Raw genomic sequence first — 20,927 nt, 5'->3', positions numbered from 1 at the left:
GCAACCTCCGGGCCGTGCGCGGCCTCACCGAGGCGACGCTCCTCAACGCCGGCGTCACCCCCGACCTCGTCGACTCGGCCCAACTGGTCCTCTCCGAGCTGTACGGCAACGCGGTCCGTGCCTGCGGTGACTACGTGCCGCTGATCGCCGAGGTCGAGTCGGTGTCCGGCGGGGTCTGGGTCCGGCTCCATGACCCCGACCGGCGCCGCTTCCCGCGACGCGCGGGAGTGCGCCTAGGCCGTTTCGTTTGGATCACAGGCGGGTCGAGTGATGACGGTAGGTCCTGGGTGGCACCCTGGACCGATGCGACCTGCAACCGACGTCACCGAGCATGGCCTGCGGCATCTGCTCAATGAGTGGGATCCGCTCGGCGTCGCAGACGATGTGCAGGATGAGTACGACTGCATGCTCGCCCCGCTGCTCCAGCAACTCCGGTATGGCGGAAACCAGACAGAGATCGGCGATTACCTGCGGGGCGAGCTGGAGAGTCACTTCAGTCTGGATCCTCTGGGCCTGCGGCCGGAAGCAATGGCATCCCGAGTGATCTCTTGGTGGACAGCTGCCGACCAGGCGACGCGCCGCGGGAGTGGGCGTGGGGTCTGCCGCACTATCGGGTGATCTTGACCTCCGAACCTGCACCAGACCCGTTGGCCCGTGGTAGTGCCCGGCTTCACGAGGGGCCGGGCACCGCCACGGAGCCGATCGGTATCCCGCTCACAACCTGACGTCTGCGACGGCAAGCCAACCGTGCCTAGATGACACGAAGCTCGGGGCCGATCCCCATGCGGTCGAGGTCACTCACGAGCCTCCAATAAACGTCGCTCTCGTAGAAGCTCGCTGCATCGCCGTTCCCCTCAGTAGGGTCGATCTTGTCCATCTCGGGGACGTCGTAGGCCACCGTGTAACCGGCCTCCGCGTCGGTCCACTGGACCCGGACTACCATGTCCGCTGTGCCGATGTCGTAATTGTCGTTCCCGTAGTTCTTACCGATGTACTCGAACGGGTACGTGAACGTATAGCTGTCTTCCTTCTTGATCGACCGCAGGTAGTCCAGCTCGTTCTCGAAGCCATAGTTGTTCGACTCACTCCACATAGAAGGAGCGTAATGCTCTGCGACTCCGCCAGAGTCGACACCATGGGCCAGCAGGCAAAGCGCTCGTAGACCTCGACCCCAGTAGACGGTGCCTCCGCGCCGCGGTCCTGGAACACTCAGGGCATGCCACTCATCCGTGACATCGCCCAAGCCGACTACTCGGTGGTGGAGGAGCTGCTTTACTCGAACCACCTGGGAGACGGCAGGTTCTACGACCCCGAGGGCCTGGACGTCGTCGTGGCCGAGCTCCGCGGGCGTGTCGTCGGGGTCGCCGAGTTCCAGCTCCACTGCGACTTCGGGCACGACGAAGGCCGGGAGGCGCATCCCGGCGAGCAGACGTTCATCTTGACCATGGCCGTCGCTCATATAGAGCGTCGCGGCGGGGTCGGCCGGGCGCTTCTCACCGAGATCGCCCGCCGGGCCCAGGAAGCCGGCCACACGTTCCTGGCCCTGGTGCCGCAGGACGGCGCCAACGCGGCTGACCGGCAGGCGTTCTTCCGGGCGAGCGGGCTCACGCTCTGCGGCCCCGCCGGACCGGGCGCGGCATGGGGCTGCCCGGTCTCGGACATCCTCGCCGTGAAGGGCACCGCTAACGCCGCAGGTGAGTAACCCGCACCGTGCAGTGGCCGGAGCGGAACCGTGTCCGCCTTGCTGGTCGGGGAGTTGACCGGGCGAGGCGGGCCCGCTCGTACAGCGGGGCGGTGCGCTTGTGGGGCAGCGGGCGCAGCGCGGCCTGGTCCTCGGTGTCGCGTGGGTACGGGGCGCTCAGGTCGGCGGTTACCATCCGTCGGCCCGGGCGGGTGTAGCCGTCGGCGACCGTCAGCACGATCCTTCGTCCAGGCCGGGTTCGTGGGGGGGGGGGTGCCTCTATGACCTTCGTCAAGGCACCCCTGTCGGGTTTGGGGTGGTTCGGTCTTGCTGGGGTCATGCGGCGAGCTCGACGTCCGTGGGCGTGCGGGATTCGTAGAAGGTGCCGTCTCGGAGCATGGCGAACAGGACGCTGATGCGTTGGCGGGCGAGTCGGAGGAGGGCTTGGGTGTGGGTTTTGCCGCGGGCTCGCTGTTTGTCGTAGTAGGTCCGGGAGGCCGGATCGGCGTTCATGCAGGCGAAGGCGGAGAGGAACATGGCCCGCTTCAGCTGCCGGTTGCCGCCTCGGGGCGCGTGTTCGCCGTGGATCGAGGTTCCGGATTGTCGGGTGGTCGGGGCGAGGCCGGCGTAGGAGGCGAGGTGGGCGGCTGTGGGGAAGTTGGTGCCGTCGCCGACGGTGGTCAGCAGAACTGCGGCGGTCCTGACACCGACGCCGGGCATCGAGGTCAGGACCTGGGAAAGAGGGTGGGCCTCCAGCAGGGTGTTGATCTGGGCTTCCAGGGCCCGGCGCTGTTCGTGGACGGCGGCGAGCGAGCGGGCCAGGGACGGGACCACGATGTCGAGGGTGCCGGTGCCGGGAACGATCACGGTCTGCTCGTCCAGGGCGTCGAAGACGTCGTCGATCAGCCGTGCGGCCATGCGGGGGGCCTTGGGCCGGATCAGCTCGACGAGGCGGCGTCGGCCGGCTTTGCGCAGGGCGGCCGGGGAGCCGTGGCGTTCCAGGAGCCAGGTGACGGCCTGGTGGTCCAGGCGGGGCCCCAGGACGCGCTCCAGGCTGGGGTGGAACTGGGTGAGAAGTCCGCGTATTCGGTTGCTTGTGCGGGTGGCCTCGGCGGCCAGGTCCTGGTCGAAGCCGGTCAGCACGGTCAGCTCGGCGGTGATCTCGTCGGTCAGTTCGAGCGAGCGCAGGGTGTGCGGCATGGTTCGCGCGGCATCGGCGATGACGGCCGCGTCCTTGGCGTCGGTCTTGGCCTCGCCGGGGTAGAGGTCGGCGATCCGTCGCATCGCCAGGCCAGGCAGGTAGGCGACGCGGCAGCCGGCGTCGCGGGCGACGGCCAAGGGCAGGGCGCCGATGGAGGCGGGCTGGTCCACGATGACCAGCACGGTGCCGAACTTCGCGGTCAGCTTGTCGAACACGGCCCGCAGCTTCGGCTCGCTGTTGGGCAGCGGCTTGTCGAAGACCTTCTTGCCGGTCGGGGTGAGCCCGTGCCCGTGGTGGGCGGACTTGCCGACGTCCAGGCCGAGGAACACGCCCACGTCTTCGATCTCGAACATCGGACCCTTCCAGGGGGTTTGACGGTGCCGGCCTCGGCTCGGGTGTCGTGCTCGCGCATCCACGTTATGCAGACCTGCCGCCCGCGAACTGTCCGGCGTTGCGCCGGACCGGACGGTGGCCGGACCTCTGATCAGCGTCTCCGACGAACACCCCCGGACCCGGTGACACCACCCCCCAGGTCATGCCTTCGACAGGGGGACACAGTCATGCCGGGCCCGGAGGCCAGCGGCCCCGTTGCAGGACCGCGAAAAACATAACGGGGGGCCGCGCAGGGCGTAGGCGAGGTGGCGGCGTGCTTCGGCGAGCAGGTGGTGGCGTGCGAAGGCGCCGCGCGTCACGTACACCACGGCGACGACATCGACGGCCGCCAGGGCGATGTCGACCACCGGCCGCACCGCGCCCACACCGCCGTAGCTGAGGCCTGCGCCCGCTCTGCGAGCCGGTTCCCGCCATCGCCTGCGGAGCTCGGTCATCAACAGCAACTCGGTGCGCTTTGGCGAGCGGGTCTGGTCGGCGGCCTGGCAGGCCAGCGCGTAGCCGGCCTTCTCCCCCGGCGCGTGCCCCTGCCGCTCCTCGTACTTGTCCGTGAGGACGGACAGGGCATCCTTGATCTGCTGAGGCACTCGACAGCACCCTTTCTCAGCAGGCTGGTCAACTGGTCCGCGACGTGGCCGTAACCTGACGCTCGGGGAACGCCACTGGGCGCGTGACCTGTGGCCGGCAGAAGATGACACCGCAGCAGCTCGTCGCGCAGGGCCGCGGCGTGCCCTCCGACCGCCTCGGTCTTCCGGTTTCCGATGCCGTGAACACGAACCAGTGCCCCCGCGCCCCCTGACGCCCTCCGACCGAGCCCTCATTGTGCGGCATGACCGGGTCTGGCAGGCGCCGCCGGGCAGGAAAGGATCCTGCTCCCAGGTGACGCGCCACCCTGGCAAGCATCCACATGTGTTCTCGAGGCGGCAATCCCGTCGCGTGCGCGGCTTGGCACGAGGGCCGCAAGTGGGCGGGCCTGGGTTGAGGGGGCCCTTCCACGCCACGGTCTCAGCAGCACATCTCGCAGCTCACTGGGCTCTTTCAGAGTGGCCACTGATCGGGTGACGGTCTGGCGTCCCCCGCAACGCACGAGGCTCCTGAGCCGCGCTCAGTCACATCAGGCTCCCCTGTGGATGCAAGAAGCTCGGCCCCTACAGGTCGAATTCGATGTGCTCGACGTCGGTGAAACTCCACGAGGAGTCCGCCTGCCCCATCGGCCGCCGTCGCGGAAGTACGTCTCCTGGAGGGCTTCGGCGGCGATGTTCTGGAGATGTTGGTCGGTCGCGGGCTTCGAAGTGAGGCAATCTGAAGACCAGTTGTCGGACCAGTGGAAGTGTCGCGCCTCTCTCCGCTCTCGGCGGACGTCGTCAGCTCTCGCCACGGGGTTCGAGCATGCGATTCAGGAGATTGCCGGTGGCTTGCCGGACGTATGGGTTGCGGTGGTCCGAATCGTTGAGAGCAAGCGGCCAGTGGAAGGTCCCGGCGACGAAAACGAGGGTCCCCTGACGGTTCTCGCAGAGACTGGTGTTCTGCATGGCGCGCCCCCGGTTGCGGCTGTCGACGTAGGGGGATGCGGCAAGCAGGGTCTGCTTGGTGTCGGCGGGCTGCGGCATCGAGGGGTTGAAGCCGTCTGCTTCGACGGCGATCAGGTCCGGTATTTCATCTCCGTCCCGCAGGCCCGTTCCGGACCAGAACCAGTGCTTGCTCTCACTGACCACGAGGGGGGCGGGTTTTGCGAGGATGCCGTTGTACTGGACGCCCATCAGTCGCTGTTCGGCCTTGTGGTGCTTCTTGCCCAGGTGGCGCCATCGCACGGTCGGGCCGGCTTCGCCAGGTTCCGGGTCGGGTGCTTCCTTGTAGCAGGTCACGACGCGGGAGGGTCGGCCTTCGGCGGCTGCCTCGAGGCGTATGTGGAAGTAGATGTTGTTCGAGGCGAGGAATGCCAGGTGGGTTCCGGCGTCCACCGCGTCCTCGGCGCAGTCGCGCATCTGCTTGGACCAGTATTCGTCGTGTCCGGAGAAGACGATCGCGGTGTACTGCGAGGGGTCGATGCGCCCTTCGTGCAGATCGACGCTGGTCGCGTAGGTGATGTCGTATCCGGAGCTCTCCGCCCACCGTGCGGCGCTCATGTCCATATCGAACCAGCGGGGCAGGCCGAGCTGCATGTACGGCCGGTCGAAGGAGACCTTGAAGGCGCGTTCCGGGTTGCCGCCTATCTCACCGTCGGCGGTGTACCCCTTGTACAGGTTTTTCCCTGTGCGACCGTCGAGCGGCCACATGTTGTACGCCTGGTACGTGGTGAAGGGGACGATCATCAGGATGTCGGAGCGGCGGTCGGTGTCGCGGACGACGAAGGGCGTGTAGCTGCGGTGGCCGTCCTGTGAGGTGAAAACAGCCAGGAATATTCCCGACACCCAGGTCTTCGGTATCTCCAGCGTCCAGGAAACCGGCCAGTCGCAGGAGATAAGGCCGGTCTCCGGCTGCGCTTCGGGCTTCTTCTGCGGCTTGACTTTCACCGGTTCGCTGTTCAGGAGATGTCTGGCGCCGACAGCTCCGTAGTGCCCGATACGGTAGACCGATATGGTGCATTTCTGCACCACATGGGATGCAATGTGAAAGTCGATGGATTCGCCATGGCTGGCCGAGGTCGCCGATGCGTAGCCCTGGATCTGCGCAAGATCATCGGTCACGCCTTGGAGGCCGTCACGTCCCAACGGCCACCGGTCCGAACCGATAGCCTCGTTTTCCCGGACGACGGGATTGTTGCCGGTGCGTGCCGTCGGGCGCACGGGCAGCGGCTCGGCCTCTTCGCGCAGTCGATAACCAACGAAGCCGACTGCGCCGAGACTGATGGCTCCCAGTGCGGTACGACGAGACACCTTTGACACAAAATGCTCCGAGGCCTGGACGCCAGGCCTCACGCCTCTCGCGTCGATTCAAGGTGTGACCGGTGAGGCACGCAGCCTTCTGTGCGCTTCCTGTCAACAGTCGTTCATCGTATGCATGTACTACCCATGCCGAATAGAAAGCGCGGTGTGTTATGGGCCACACGCTGGGCGCGTGGCCCGCTCGCCACCGAGCCGTGAAGTAGACATGCCTGGCTGGCGGATGGGGTGGGGTTCTCCACCGAGGCCCCCACCCCGCCCCGTTCAGTCAGCTTCCGTAGCGCTCGACCACGTAGGAGCGTGGGTAGCTGTAGCCGGAGGTTACGCCCCAGCTGCTCACCGGCTTGGCGAACTTGCGGCCGGCGATCGCGGGCCACGTCCACGCTTTGATGCTGCCATCGTCGTAGCCGTAGAGCGCACCGAAGTCGTCGAGGCCGTCACCGTCGTAGTCGCCGATGACGATCGACATGTGATTGCGCCACATGCTGTCCGGCGGCGTCGTCCACGCTTCGGCTATGGAGCTGAAGGTGCCGGTGGCGCTGCTTGGCAGGACGTAGATGCTGTCGTGTCCGTCGGTGTAGTCGTACCAGAGGGCGATGTCGTCCCTGCCATTTCCGTCGAAGTCTCCTGCATGGACCGTTGTCTGGTCCCAGGCGCCCCAGGTTGTACTGGTCCAGGAGCCCACGGGGTCACTGAAGCCGCCCGTGGGTGTGGCGAGGAACGTCCAGATCTTGTTGCTGCCGTCGGTGTAGCCGTGGAAGACGGCCAAGTCGTCCCGTCCGTCACCGTTGAAGTCACCGGTGACTGGTTTGTCCTTTGATCTGGACCAGCCTCCTGCGGGGCGGGTCATCGAGGGGAATGGGGCGTTGAAGCCGCCCTGCACGTTCGAGGTGAAGGTCCAGAGGGTGTCACTGCCGTCGGCGTAGTCGTACCAGGCTGCGACGTCGTCCCGTCCGTCGCCGTTGAAGTCACCGCTGCTGACGGTCATGCGCTGGAAGTTCCAGTTGCCGGCTGCGACCTTCCAGGAGAGTAGCGGTGCTGCGAACTTGCCGGTTGTCGTTCCCAGCCAGGTCCACAGGGCGACTTGGCCGTCGTCGTAGCCGTAGACGGTCACCACATCTCCGATGCCGTCTCCGTTGTAGTCGCCAGTGGTGCGCTTCATTCGGCTGGCTGTCCAGCCTGTGGCGACGTTCCACCCGGTGAGCGGGTTCTTGAACGTGCCGTCGGAGTTCGTCAGGAAGGTGTGAATGGTGTCCGACGCGTCGGCGTGGTCGTACCAGTCGGCCATGTCACTGCGACCGTCACCGTTGTAGTCGTGTCGCTGCGCGGTTCCGGTGCTCCACAGAGTCTGGTTCTTGGCATTGTGGATGACGAGGTTTCCGCGGTCCTGGAGGAGGGCGTAGCCCTCTCCGGTGAGACCCGGCGCTTCGGGGCTCCACAGGACGGTGCTGCCGTCGGCGGAGTAGACGGCAAGGCTGCCGTTGGTGAGGACGCGGGCGGTGGCTCCGCTGTTGCCGGCGGTTCCGGTGGACCATAGGACTTTGCCTGCGTTGGAGGTGATGACGAGGTTTCCGTCGGCCTGCATGAGGAGTTTGGCGGCGTTGGAAGTGACGGACTGGCCGCTGGTGAGGGTGGTGCCGGGCGGGATCTGGCGTCCGCCGTTCACGCCGTCGATGGGAAACTGGGAGCCGAGGCCGGTGTAGTTGGTGCCGGTTTTGATTCCTGGCCAGCCGACGAGGGTGTTGTCCTTCTTGCGTGCCCAGATGTCGGGTATGCCGTCGCCGTCTGCGTTGCCGTCGCCGTTGCCGTCTCCGTCGAGGTCTCCGGAGGAGCCGATGGTGGGGTAGAGGCTTTGGGGCATGGTTCCGGTGGCGATCTTCACACGGCTGGATGCGGCGCCCCAGGTGGCAGCATCGAGAGCCCCGTTGGCGTCGGCCTTGCCGTAGGAACGATAGAGGTCACCGGTGGCATTCGCTCGTAGGAGCAGGTCAGGGAGACCGTCGCCGTTGAGGTCGCCAGGAGCGATGAGGGTGAATTTGTCCCAGTCGGATTCACCCACGAGGATCGGGTGTGGGCGCACCTTGTCGAGTTGGCTGGAGCGGTTGCCGTAGTAGACCCATAGGTAGCGGCCTTGCTTGACGAGGACGTCAGCGTAGGAGTCTTTGTTGAGGTCTGCGTCGGTGGCTATCTGCTCCGCGTTGTACCAGTGGTCGTCGCCGGCCCATCCCTCCTCTCCCTTGCACCGGCCGGATGTGCGGGGTACAGGGCATGACACGGTCAATTGGGTGTAGTTTTCCCGGTCGATGACACCCTGTCCGTTGTTGGGGTAGAGGCGGAGCTTGTTCTTGCTGTCGTTTTCGTTGTACTCGAGAGCGATGAGGTCGTTGTATCCATCCTGGCCCCAGTCCCCGTTGAAGGTGACCTGCTGGGCGGGAAAGGCGCCGCCCCCGTTGGTCGCTGCGGAGAACTTTCGGCTGCCGCGGCCCGCGTAGGTGAGCAGTGTGCCGTTGGTGTCGGTATTCCAGATGTCCTTGAAGCCGTCGCCGTTGAGGTCGCCGGGCTTGTCGCGCTGCTGAGCGCGTGTGGCGTAGTAGAGGTAGGTGGCGGTGTCGGATCGGTTGCCTGCCGCGTCAACGCTGTACGCGTAGACCATGTGGGGGCCGTAGGACGGGGGTACGACCAGGCCGGTTGCCGCGCTCGCGGGTGTTTCGTGGACTTCAGGGTCGCTGTCGGTCCACCAGTGGTAGGTGGTGACGTCCGCTACCCCGTTGGCTGCGAACGTGAACGTTCCCTCGGATCGGGCGGGTCCGGTCTGTGTGGGCCACCCCGCGTCACCGTTGGGGTAGATGTTGCCTTGCGAGGCGATGACGGGCGGCTTGCTCGGACGGACGCGGTCCAGGCTGAATTTGCAGGTGGTGCTCCATCCGGAGTAGGCGCCATCGGAGTCCTTGGCGCGCACCTTCCAGGTGTAGTCGCCGGTGGGTGTGCTGGGAGAGGGCAGTACGACTGTGGCGACGTGCCCCTTGATTGCGGGGATCGTGGTGTCGACGACCGGTGCGGTCGTGCCCGTCTTGAATGCCTGAAATTGTGCGGAGAGGTTCCCGCCGTCGGGGTCGTCGATCTTGGCGTGCAGGCTGACGGTGGCGTTGCCGATGAGGCCGCCGGCGGTGCAACTGGTTCGAGGGTTGGTACCCAGGCCACTGGGGGTCTTGGGGGGCTTGTTGTACTTGATTTCCAGAGTGGCGGTCTTGGGGTCGAACCGCTTCCAGCCGAGGGTCTCTCCTTCGTCGCCTGCGTACAGGCCGAGGGTGACGCTGGCGTCGTTTCCTGCAGCGGCTGTACGTACCGCGCTGGTGGCGTTGAACTCGAGATTGCCTGCCGGGCAGTCGGGGCCCCAGCCCTTGGCGTCGTTGACGACGTCCAGGGCTGAGCCGATCTGGCCTGGCTGATTGACCCAGGTGGTCTTCTTGGAGATGTCGCCGACCTGGAACAGCTTGACGGGCTGCGCCGTGCAGGACCAGGACCAGGTGTTGCGGATGCGGAAGGTGGCGCTCTTGATCTGAGCGCCAGTCACGTCGCTGGTGTCGAGCTGAAAGAAGGAGCGCGAGATGCGGTCCGATCCGCCTGTCTCCTCCTCGTAGCCGACCCGCACATCCCCCTTGGCGTCCCAGTACGAAAGGGTGGGGTGCGCCTTGTAGACGCGCGTCCAGTGCTGCCACTCGCCCCAGGCCCAGCTCGGATCGATGTACACGGGGTACGCGGTCTCATCACCGGTCAGCAGAGCCTGGTCCGGGGTGATGGTCAGGGTGTCGCCGGTGACTGTGGTGTCCATCTGTGCGTCTTCGGCGCCGGCGCCTGGCTCGAAAGCGTCACCTGGAGCGAATTCGGCTGCGGCTGCTGCGAGCCGTTGCTCAGCGGAAGCCGGCAGCTGCCCGGCCAGTGTGCTGGAGTCCCACATGAGAGGCGCGGGACTCGTGAACACGGTCTGGCCGGCGGGGTCGGTGGCGACCAAGGTGCCGGTGTCCGCGTCCTCGGCCACGTTCAGGCCGACGGTGTCCATCGCGAACTGCAGTTCGGCCAGGTCGGGGTTCTTGGCTGCCGCAGCCGTCTTGACGACCAGGAGCTGGGAGAAGCCTTCGACGTCGGCCTTCAGTTGCAGATCGACTCCGGGGAGTATCTCGGTGTAGGTGGCGACATTGGAGTTCAGCGTCGGCTTCGGCAGGGCCGTCGGCCAGGTGAGTGACAGCGTGCGGCCGTCCTTGACGCCCGACAGCATCGGGCCGGCTCCTCCTCCGGAGAACTTCACGGCCACGGACGATGCCTTGGGTACGACGGATCCGTCTGCCGCGAACTGAAGTGTCGGGTCGGCTGCTACCCACGCGCCGTTCCGCCACAGCCGAACGGCCGTCCCGTGCCGCTTCACGGAGAACGAACCGTCGGGCAGGGCCCAGGTGTCACTCGCCTCCGTGCGAGCGGATATCAACTCCACCGGCTGGCCTGAGGATTGCGCATCCTGAAGCGCCTTGTCCTCTTCGCTCACAGACCCGTCGGCCCCGGGGTCAGACGCCGCCGCGGCCGCCTGAGCGACGCGGTCCGCAGCCTCCGCCGCGCCAGGAGGCATCCCGGATATCAGGATCCCGCCAGCGGCGAGAACACACAGCAAGCGGGACCTCCACCCCCCTGGCGAAGCCCCACCCCATCGTGATGTGGACACGACCCACTCCCCTTTTTCTAGCATCCAGATTTCGCCCAGACTCTATAGGCGGGCACCGCTCCTTTTCGTCAAGCATCCCGATCGGGCAGAAACACAATTACCAATAGAAGTGTGAATACAGGGTGAAGACGGGCACTAGGGATCGCATCGGATCTACAGAAGAACCCACCCTGACCAGGCATTTCCACCATCACCTCGGGGTCACGAGTCCTCCATGGGCCTTTATCGGCCATCTGGTACACCCAGGCGCATTCACTAGCCACGCAAGCAACTCCGCATTCCTGTTTCCGGCGATTCCTGTTACTGTTCGGCCGATATTTTCTCGGGCGGTTGGGCGAGGGGTGGGGGCGTGAGCCGGATCGGCACGCGTGGGTGGACGGGGGCCTTGGCTCTCGCGGTGGTCGTCGGACTGCTGCCGGCAACTGCCGTAGCAGCAGCGGCAGAAGCCAAGGGGGCGAACCTTCCGAAGCTGAAGCAGCCGCCGGCTGTATCAGTGAAGGAGATGACCGCCGGGGGGACGAAGTCCCGTGGCGACCGTGCTCCGAAGTGGAAGACACCGAAGGTCACTTGGCCAGCCCCAGGCAGTGCCACGGTCGACCTGAAGGCTGGGGCTTCCGGCACCGCCCCCGAGCGCGCCGGCTCTCTCCCGGTCGCCCTTCGTCCCGCACCGTCCAAGACACCGAAAGCGGCGCCGTACTCCGCCAAGGTCAAGGTCAACGTCCTGGACAGGAACGCGGCGCGTAAGGCGGGCGTGGAGGGCATCCTGCTTACCGTCGGCGCCGCGGATGCCGGTCCCGAGGCTGGCAAGGCGCAGGTCCAGGTCGACTACAAGTCCTTCCGCGGGGCCTATGGCGGTGACTGGGCTGCCCGACTGCGTCTGGTGCAGCTGCCTGCGTGCGTGCTGACCACTCCGGACAAACCCGTTTGCCGGATCAGTACACCTCTGACGACGACGAACAACACCGAGGCGGGCACACTCACCGCGACTGTGCCCGTGTCAGGGACTGCCACGCCCTCCCCGGGCGTGAAACGCGCCGCTGCTGTCACCGTACTCGCGGCCGCGGCAGAGGACTCGGGCCCGACGGGCAACTACAAGGCGACGTCGCTGCAGTCGTCCGGCTCGTGGAGTGCCGGAGGATCGACCGGCGCGTTCAACTGGTCGTACCCGATCGGTGTGCCTGCGGTGCCGACAGGCCTTCAGCCCAGCATCTCACTGGACTACACCTCTCAGTCGGTGGACGGCCGTACCGCCGCCGCGAACAACCAGCCGAGCTGGCTCGGCGACGGCTGGAACTGGGAGCCCGGCTATGTCGAGCGTCGCTACAAGCCGTGCAACGACGACAAGGACGGCGGGACCAACACCACGAAGGTCGGAGACCTGTGCTGGTTCAACAACAACGCCACCATGTCGCTGGGAGGCAAGAGCACCGAACTGGTCTACGACAGTGTCAAAGGCTGGCACCCTGCGACGGACTCGGGCGAGAAGGTCGAAAAGCTGACCGGTGCGTCCAACCCGGACAAGGGCACAGCAGGTGTGGACGGCGCGGGTGAGCACTGGAAGATCACCACGGCAGACGGCACCCAGTACTTCTTCGGCCTGAACCAGCTCCCCGGCTGGAGCAACAAAGGAACTACCGACAAGGCTGATGACGACCCGGTAACCAACTCGGTTCTGACGACCCCGGTCTTCGGAAACCAGAGTGACGAGCCCTGCTACAACGCCTCCTTCGCCTCGGCCTGGTGCCAGCAGGCCTGGCGGTGGCAGCTCGACTACGTCGTCGACCCCCACGGCAACGCGATGGCCTACTACTGGAATGCCGAGGCCAACAACTACGGTCTCAACGTCTCCGAGACGACCGGCAAGGCCACCGTCACCCCGTACGACCGGGGCGGCTACCTCGACCACATCGACTACGGTCTGCGATCCAACAGCGTCTACACGGCCAAGGCCATGGGCCAGGTCAAGTTCGACGTCGCCGAACGATGCCTCACCAGCTGCGGCACGTTCGACGAGGCAAACGCGAAGAACTGGCCGGACGTACCCTTTGACCAGTACTGCAAGGACGCGGCCACCGAGTGCAAGAGCCAGTACTCCCCCACGTTCTGGTCTCGCAAGCGCCTCACCGGAATCACCACCAAGGTCCTCACCGGCGGCGCCTACAAGGACGTCGACACCTGGGCTCTGAAGCAGGCCTTCCCGCCGTCCGGTGACGGTGTGTCCACACCCATGTGGCTGGACTCCATCACCCGCACCGGCAAGGCCGGCGGTTCCGTTCAGCTGCCGGCCGTCACCTTCAGCGGCGTTCAAAAGCCCAACCGCGTCGACAAGCTCGGGGACGGACTCGCCCCGTTCATCCGCCTTCGCATGTCCCAGATCACTACGGAAAGCGGCGGAACGATCGGGATCGACTACCTCGATCCTGAGTGCACCACCAGCAGCCTGCCGCCCACGGATGCCTCGAACACCACCCGCTGCTACCCGGTCAAGTGGGCCTACGAGGGCGAAACGGCCAAACTGGACTGGTTCAACTCCTACGCCGTCCAGCGCGTCACCGAAGGCGACAACCTCGCCGAATCCCCAGACACCGTCACCGAGTACACCTACCTCGGTGGTGCCGACTGGGCCAAGAGCACCGACGAGTTCACCAAAGCAGACGACCGCACCTACTCCATCGCCCGCGGGTTCTACCGGGTACAGGTCCGCAAAGGCACAGCCCTCGACCCGAAGACGCTGAGCGAGTCCCGATACTTCCGGGGCATCGACGGCGCCGACGTCAAGGACTCGACCGGGGCAACAGTCACCGACCGGGAACAGTTCGCCGGCATGCTGCGGGAAACCGCCACGTACAACGGCGACGGCGGGGCCCTGGTCAGCGCCACCTCCTACACCCCGTGGCGCTCCAGCAAGACCGCCGTCCGCACCCGCAGCGGCCTGCCCGACCTCGAGGCCTACCTGACCGGGACCGAAGCGGAAGAAACACGTACAACGGTCACCGGTGGCAGCCGCACGACCAAGGTCACGCGCCACTTCGACGAGTACGGCAAGGTCGACTGGACCAGCTCACTCGGCGACGTCTCCAAGGACGGCGACGAGCAGTGCCTCACCACCACCTACGCCCGCAACACCGCAAAATGGATACTGGAGACCATCTCCCGCGCCGAAACCGTCTCAGTGGCCTGCGGCGAGCCGGTAACCCGCCCCGACGACGTCATCGATGACGTCCGCACCCACTACGACGGCGGTATCTTCGGCGCAGCGCCGACCCGCGGGCTGATCACCAAGGTCGAGCAGATCAACGGCTCCGGTGTCGGCTACAGCACCACTGGCTCCACCCCCAGCACCTGCGGCGTAGCCCAGAACGAACTCTGCTACGACATCTACGGACGCGCTCTCGCATCCGCCGACGCCAACAACAAGATCACCAAGACGACGTACAGCCCTGCCACCGGCGAAGCCCCGACAAAGGTCGTCGCCACCAACCCGCTGGGCCACACCGAGACCACCGTTCTCGACCCCCTGCGCGGGCAGCCCCTCACCGTCACCGACGCCAACGACAAGGTGACCAGCAGCGCGTACGACGCTCTCGGACGGCTGACCAAGGTCTGGATCCCCACCCGCTCCGCCCAGACCTACCCGAACGCACCGAGCTCCGCCTTCACCTACCTCGTCCGAAACGACGGTCCCGTCGTCGTCACCACCAAGACTCTCGACCACAACTCCGAGTACCGCACCGGATACACCTTCTACGACGGCATGCTCCGCTCACGCCAAACGCAGGAGACCTCCCCCGACAAGGCCGGCCGCCTCGTCTCCGAGACCTTCTACAACACACGTGGCGAAGCAGTACGCAGCTCCGGCCGGTACTTCGCCACCGGCGCCGCGGAGCCGGTACTGGTGACCGGCCAGGAAACCAAGTACCCCTCCTCCACCGAAACGGTCTTCGACGGAGCGGGCCGGCCCACGACGGTCATAGCCAAGCGGTTCGGCGACGAGACCAAGCGGACCACCACCACCTACACCGGTGACTCCACCACCGTGATTCCCCCGGCGGGCGGGACCGCGACCACGGCCCTGGTCGACGCTCTGGGACGGACCACCGAACTCAAGCAGTACACCGACGCTGCGCGCACCACGTCACAGTCCATCAGCTACGACTACAACCCGCAGGGCCGCCTGAAGCAGGTGACCGACCCGTCCGGCGCCAAGTGGACGTACGCCTACGACACCCGGGGCAGGGCCACCACCACCACCGACCCCGACAAGGGACAGACCACCACCGTCTTCGACGCCAGCGACCGACCCACCGACGTCACCGACGCCCGCGACATCACCCTCCACACCGACTACGACGCCCTGGGCCGGAAAACGGCCCTCAAGAAGGGCAGCACCACGCTCGCCTCCTGGGCGTACGACACCGTGGCCAAGGGCCTGCCCTCCTCCGCCACCCGCTACAGCGGCGGCAACGCCTACGTCAACGAGATCACCGAGTACAACAGCCTCGAGCAACCCGTCGGGATCGCCGTCACCATCCCCGACAGCGAGGGCGCCCTGGCCGGCACCTACGAGTGGTTCAACTTCTACGACGACAACACCGGCCTCCTCATGGAGACCGAGCACCCCGAGATCGGCGGCCTGCCCGCCGAATCTGTGTCCAACGCGTACAACACCAGCGGCCTCCTCGACTCCGTCTACGCAGGCGACGACCCGCTCATCTCGTCCAGCACCTACGACCACTACGGGCAGAACACCCGCCAGCAATACGGGGAGTTCGGCCGGCAGCTCTTCGTCACCAACGAGTTCGACGACCACACCGGCAACCTCACCCACAGCTACACCGACCGCGAGGCCGCACCGCAGCGGATCGAAGACACCGGCTACACCTACGACCCCGCCAACAACCTCCTGGCCATCGCCACCGCATACGGGCAGGACACCACCCGCACCACCGACACCCAGTGCTTCACCCTCGACGCCCTGCGGCGCATCACCGAAGCCTGGACCAACACCGGCACCCAGTGCGCCCAGACGCCGGCCCCGTCCGTCGTCGGCGGTCAGGACGCCTACTGGACCAGCTACACCTACGACGCCGTCGGCAACCGCAAGACCGAAACCCAGCACAAAACAGCATCAGGGCCGGCCGCCGACACCCTGCGCACCTACACCGCGCCCGCAACCGGCACGCACCAGCTTCCTGCCGTCGCCCAGACAGGAACTGACGCGCACACCGAGACCTATACCTACGACGAGGCGGGCAATACCAAGGGCCGCAAGTTCGGCAACGACGCCACCCAGACCCTGGAATGGGACGACGAAGGCCACCTCAAAGCCCTCACCAAGGTCACCGACACCACCAGCTACCTCTACGACGCAGACGGCCAACGCCTGACCCGTAAGGACAGCACCGGCACCACCCTCTACCTCCCCGCAGGAAACGAACTCCACCTCGACAAGTCCGGCAAGGCAACCGGAACCCGCTACTACAGCCCTGCCGGCGACAACCTCGCCCTGCGGACCGGCAACAAGCTCACCTTCACCCTCACCGACCACCACAACACCACAACCACCCAGATCACCAACGACGCCGCACAAACCGTCACCCGCCGCAAAACCACCATCTTCGGCGCACCCCGCGGAACACAGCCCACCAACTGGATCGGCGACAAAGCATTCGTCGGCGGCACCACCGACCAAGACACCGACCTCACCCACCTCGGCGCACGCGAATACGACCCCCGCACAGGCCTGTTCATCAGCGTCGACCCCCTCATGGACCTGACTGACTCCCAGCAGATCCACGGCTACACCTACGCCAACAACAACCCCGTAACCCTCACCGACCCCACCGGCACCCGCCCAGACGGCGCCTGCGGCGGCTCAAGCAGCCAATGCAACGGCCATACAGAAACATTCACAAAGACTGAGGGCGGAGGCTGGGATTACGACAACCCCGCATACGATGACTCACTGACCGATAACGACATCATGTCATTGACCAACGCCGAGAATTCGGCACTCTATGACATTAGCAACAAAGTTTTCGCGCACTTCGGCGGAAAATCCGATGTAACCCGCTGGATGGAAGCATTCTGGAGCGAATATCGCCCCACCTCCCCCTGGGCAGATACCCGAGCCCGTGAAGCATACGCCACAGCAATGGGCGTCTGCCATGACCTCGGATGCTCGGACGATCTCAGGAACTACTTCTGGGACACGCACCTCACTGGCGTAGTCGAGACGTATGGCATCAGCGACGGCGGCGGCATGGGCGGGCTCCCCGGCATGGCCAGGACTATGCGATCCGGAAAAGCTTCCAGCGCGCAAGCCTCGGGATGCAGGTGTTTCCTCGCCGGCACCGAAGTACTCATGGCCGACGGCACAACAAAGGAAATTGAGGACGTACGCGCCGGGGACGAAGTCCTCACCACTGACCCCGAGACAGGAAAATCCGCAAAACGACGAGTCACCAAACTCATCGTCACCGAGGACGACAAGCAATTCAATGAACTGACAATATCCACCCCCGACGGCGAAACAAAGCTGACCGCCACCCACGAACACCCCTTCTGGTCACCCAGCCAGAACCGATGGATCGCCGCCAGCAAACTCACCACTGGCACCACGCTTCTGACCGACGACCTCATCACCGTCACCGTCAAAGCGAACCGACCCTTCTCACAGCACGCCCGCACCTACAACCTCACAATCGACGACTTCCACACGTACTATGTGCTGGCAGGTCAGACACCAGTACTCGTTCACAACAGCAACTGTGACGTCTCGGATCTGGCTTCGAAGATCGATGTTGAGAACATTTCGATGACCAAGACCGTCGAAAATCACACCTGGGACATTGCTGGTACTCGGGACGTCGATGCCCCGAACTTCGGTAAGGCGGCACGTCCTTACATGAACGGCAATAACGGGATGCTCCTTCGGGAAATCATGGGGGGATCTGCGCCCAGGATGGATTCCCGTGGCGCTCCTGGGGTTGTCGAGTGGAGAACGCCCGGAGCGATGAATGGAAGCAACGGGATCTGGGAGCTCAACATCGACGCAAATTCCAACAGAATCGTCCACTTCCTCTTCAAGAGCACAAAAGGCTAGACCGAAATGAAATTCTCCATCCAAGACGGATCTCCTCTTGAGGGTGTCCTCACCTACGACGAGTCCGAGTACGGATTCTCCTTCAGTGCGCAGAGCGGGGAGTCGTTGAGCGAGAGGCTCGGCTCGGAAGGGGTTGCGAGTGTGCTGATCGGCACGCTCCAACTTGAGGTCGATATTGAGTCCCAGGAAGTCCTGTTCGCCTGGGGATACTTCCCGAACGTGCGGGGTGTGGTGGCCGAGTTGACTGCTCCACAGTTCAAGCCCGGGCGGGTATTCATCTCGTCGGATCACTCTTTCGAGCCTGGGGTTTCTTTCGAGGTTCCTGGAGACAGGTGGCGGGTTTCGTACGATCCTTCCTCCGGGTGGGTCGCCATTCGTCTGAACGATCCCGCCGATGCTAAGTTCGTCCAAATCGCTAGCGGAACTGTCTTGGGCGTCGACAACGGTAATCTGGTGTCGGTCTGGCTTAATCCGGTTTTTGCGGAGTGACAGGAGCTGAGGCTTACGGGTAAGAAGAAGATCCGTTAGCGTCGGCAAAAATGAGGCCCCGCCAGGTGCGCCCTGGCGGGGCTTCTGCATGCGGTGACGGCAGTAGTTGACGGCAACGTCAGCGGACGGTGGCTGCGCACAGCGGCGAGTCGCCGCCGTCGCGGGTCGACTCGTCATTGGCAGGGCCGTCAAGGGCGGTGCTGAGAGTGTCGATGGCGTCGCGCTGAAGGTGGAGCCGGACGTGGGCGTAGACGGTGGCGGTGACGCCGATGTGGGCGTGGCCGAGGAGTTCCTTGATGACGACGAGTTCGACGCCCTGTTCCAGGAGCAGGGTGGCGGTGGAGTGGCGGAGGTCGTGGAAGCGGATGCGGCGGAGGAGCGTGGTGAAGGCGCGGGTGAGGTTGGTTGGGTCGATCGCTCTGCCCTGCGCGGTGGCGAACACGTGCCCGCTGTCCTGCCACATGGGGCCTGCGGCTTCCCGTTCGCGCTGTTGCTGCTCGTGGTGGTGCTTCAGCGAGTGGAGGCAGCGGGTGGGGAGGGCGATGCGGCGCTCGGAGGCACGGGTCTTGGTGGGCAGCGTGGTGAGCCCGCCTGCGGTGGTGCGTTGCAGTGTTCGGCGGATTGCGGCGGTGCCCGCGTTGAGGTCTAGGCAGTTTCGTTTGGATCATCGGGCTGACCAGAGGAAGATGCCTGCGATGTGGAGTCCGGCCAGGTAGATGGTCGCGGTCTTCTCATAGCGGGTGGCGATACCCCGCCACTGCTTCAAGCGGTTGATGCAGCGTTCGACGGTGTTGCGCTGCTTGTATGCCTCGCGGTCGAAGGTGGGCGGCCTGCCGCCCCGGCTGCCGCGCCGCAGCCGGTGGCCCCGCTGATCGGCCGGAACGGGAATGACCGCCCGGATACCGCGCTTGCGCAGGTGCTCGCGGATGGCGCGGGAGGAGTACGCCTTATCGGCCAGGACCACATCTGGCCTGGTGCGGGGCCGTCCTCGCCGTCGAGGGACGCGAAGGCGAGCCATGACGTGAGCGAAGGCGGGTGCGTCACCAGCCTGTCCAGCGGTGAGCACGAAGGCCAGCGGCCGGCAGTGGGCATCAGAGGAGCCGTTGTCCTATCGATCTTGAGTGCGGTGTGATCGAAAGTGGCTGCCGGGGCGGGTGAACCTGGTGGTGTCCGTGCATGAGGACAGGGCCTCTGGTGCAGTTCGGAGTTGTCGAGACGCCGAGTACGCCAGGAGGCCCTGTTGTCTATGTTGTACGCGGTCGAGGGCGAGGATCTCAACTCGTCGGTCGTGTCGTGCGATTGTCTCGCTCACCGGTTCGGGAACGCGGCTGATCAGCCCGGCCGGGCGCCGGTGTACAGCACGGATCTGACGGATGCCGAGTGGCGGGAGATCCGTCCGCTGCTGCCGGTGCCGGGGTGGCTGGAGGGTCGGGGCGGACGTCCGGAGGGCTATTGCCACCGCCAGATGCTCGATGCTGTCTTCTACGTCCTGGACAACGGGATCAAATGGCGGGCGATGCCGGTGGACTTCCCCGCCTGGGACCGGGTCTACGCCTTCTTCCGGCGATGGCGCGAGGCCGGGCTGATCGCCGAGCTCCACGACCGGCTGCGCGGGAAGGTCCGCGAGCGGGCCGGGCGGGAAGCGGAGCCGACGGCCGCGGTCATCGACTCGCAGTCCGTGAAGGCCGACGCGGTCGTCGGCGCCGGCAGCCGGGGCTACGACGGAGGCAAGAAGATCAACGGCAGGCGCCGGCATCTGATCTGCGACACGGTCGGCCTGCTGCTGATGATCAACGTGACCGCGGGCGATGTCACCGACCGCCAGGCGGCCACCGACATGCTGCCCGCCCTGCGTGAGCGGTTCCCCACGATCACCAGACTATGGGCCGACGGAGGCTACACCGGAACCCTGATCACCTGGGCCCTGGCCGTCCTGTATCTCGTCGTCACCGTGATCAAACGCAGCGACGACACGTCCGGCTTCGTGGTGCTGCCCCGCAGGTGGGTGGTGGAGCGGACGTTCGGCTGGCTGATGCGCTCACGCCGCCTGGCCCGCGACTACGAACGGCGGCCCGACACATCCGAGGCGATGATCCTGTGGTCGATGACCATGCTCATGACCCGCCGCCTCGCAGCCCCGGCACGAGCGTGAACCGCCCCGACGGTTCCTTGACCAGCCAGCCCCGCTCCGCCATCCGAACCGCCTTCGACCGCACCCCCTCGACCTTCGCCGGCACACGCTCCAGGCCGAGCGCCGAAGCGATCTCCCCGCAGGTCAACGCCACCGGAGAGGCGGCCAGGACCCCGACGATCCGCTGATAGTCCGGCGACAGCCCCGACACCTCAACGCCTTCACCCCTGACCGGCACCACCGACCCCCGCACCCTCCCGCCCTTCCCCTTCCCAGTCGGCGTCCCCGTCCCCGTCCCCGTCGGCGTCGGCGTCGGCGTCGGCGTCGGCGTCGG

At 65.7% G+C, this 20,927-nt stretch carries 10 protein-coding genes and 3 pseudogenes; 6 read left to right on the top strand and 7 right to left on the bottom strand.

Annotation, left to right across the window (positions count from 1 at the left end; translation table 11 throughout):
- Window positions 1–303: 303 nt before the first annotated feature.
- Window positions 304–618 (top strand): hypothetical protein, encoded by a 315-nt coding sequence (locus AB0F38_RS26015; protein ID WP_361898022.1) that lies wholly within the window; start codon window positions 304–306, stop codon window positions 616–618.
- A 133-nt stretch (window positions 619–751) separates the two neighbouring features.
- Here AB0F38_RS26015 and AB0F38_RS26010 read toward each other — a convergent pair whose 3' ends face one another.
- Window positions 752–1,093: a hypothetical protein gene (locus AB0F38_RS26010; protein WP_361898019.1), complete on the bottom strand. Its 342-nt coding sequence runs from the start codon at window positions 1,091–1,093 to the stop codon at window positions 752–754.
- A 123-nt stretch (window positions 1,094–1,216) separates the two neighbouring features.
- On the opposite strand from AB0F38_RS26010, the gene AB0F38_RS26005 reads away from it, so the two are divergent.
- On the top strand, window positions 1,217–1,702 hold the full coding sequence (locus tag AB0F38_RS26005; RefSeq protein ID WP_361898016.1) for a GNAT family N-acetyltransferase: 486 nt from the start codon (window positions 1,217–1,219) through the stop codon (window positions 1,700–1,702).
- 315 nt (window positions 1,703–2,017) lie between these two features.
- Here AB0F38_RS26005 and AB0F38_RS26000 read toward each other — a convergent pair whose 3' ends face one another.
- The 4 genes and pseudogenes from AB0F38_RS26000 to AB0F38_RS25985 form a co-directional block, all read right to left on the bottom strand.
- Window positions 2,018–3,235 (bottom strand): IS110 family transposase, encoded by a 1,218-nt coding sequence (locus AB0F38_RS26000; RefSeq protein ID WP_361898013.1) that lies wholly within the window; start codon window positions 3,233–3,235, stop codon window positions 2,018–2,020.
- Between the two features lie 258 nt (window positions 3,236–3,493).
- A pseudogene (locus AB0F38_RS25995) lies at window positions 3,494–3,853 on the bottom strand (conjugal transfer protein TraA); the annotation flags it as partial.
- Window positions 3,854–4,636: 783 nt separating this feature from the next.
- Window positions 4,637–6,148, bottom strand: coding sequence for a N,N-dimethylformamidase beta subunit family domain-containing protein (locus AB0F38_RS25990; protein ID WP_361898010.1), 1,512 nt, complete (start codon window positions 6,146–6,148; stop codon window positions 4,637–4,639).
- 274 nt (window positions 6,149–6,422) lie between these two features.
- Window positions 6,423–10,694, bottom strand: a complete 4,272-nt coding sequence (locus tag AB0F38_RS25985; protein WP_361898007.1) for an FG-GAP-like repeat-containing protein — start codon at window positions 10,692–10,694, stop codon at window positions 6,423–6,425.
- Between the two features lie 523 nt (window positions 10,695–11,217).
- Between AB0F38_RS25985 and AB0F38_RS25980 the strand changes: the two genes are divergently transcribed.
- The gene (locus tag AB0F38_RS25980; RefSeq protein WP_361898004.1) at window positions 11,218–17,973 is read left to right on the top strand and encodes a polymorphic toxin-type HINT domain-containing protein; all 6,756 of its coding nucleotides are present in this window, start codon (window positions 11,218–11,220) and stop codon (window positions 17,971–17,973) included.
- A 6-nt stretch (window positions 17,974–17,979) separates the two neighbouring features.
- Window positions 17,980–18,462, top strand: a complete 483-nt coding sequence (locus AB0F38_RS25975; protein ID WP_361898001.1) for a hypothetical protein — start codon at window positions 17,980–17,982, stop codon at window positions 18,460–18,462.
- Window positions 18,463–18,580: 118 nt separating this feature from the next.
- On the opposite strand, the pseudogene AB0F38_RS25970 reads toward AB0F38_RS25975, so the two are convergent.
- A pseudogene (locus tag AB0F38_RS25970) lies at window positions 18,581–19,111 on the bottom strand (site-specific integrase); the annotation flags it as partial.
- Window positions 19,112–19,126: 15 nt separating this feature from the next.
- A pseudogene (locus tag AB0F38_RS25965) lies at window positions 19,127–19,546 on the bottom strand (IS5 family transposase); the annotation flags it as partial.
- Window positions 19,547–19,708: 162 nt separating this feature from the next.
- On the opposite strand from AB0F38_RS25965, the gene AB0F38_RS25960 reads away from it, so the two are divergent.
- Both AB0F38_RS25960 and AB0F38_RS25955 read left to right on the top strand, forming a co-directional pair.
- Window positions 19,709–20,614: an IS5 family transposase gene (locus AB0F38_RS25960; RefSeq protein WP_361898311.1), complete on the top strand. Its 906-nt coding sequence runs from the start codon at window positions 19,709–19,711 to the stop codon at window positions 20,612–20,614.
- A gap of 17 nt (window positions 20,615–20,631) precedes the next feature.
- Complete coding sequence (locus AB0F38_RS25955) at window positions 20,632–20,781, top strand: hypothetical protein (RefSeq protein WP_361897998.1); 150 nt, start codon at window positions 20,632–20,634, stop codon at window positions 20,779–20,781.
- Window positions 20,782–20,927: the final 146 nt, after the last annotated feature.

Origin of the sequence: Streptomyces sp. NPDC025273 (genome assembly GCF_040638585.1) — a bacterium.
GTDB lineage: Bacteria > Actinomycetota > Actinomycetes > Streptomycetales > Streptomycetaceae > Streptomyces > Streptomyces cinereorectus.
This window is presented reverse-complemented; position numbering and strand designations above follow the sequence as displayed.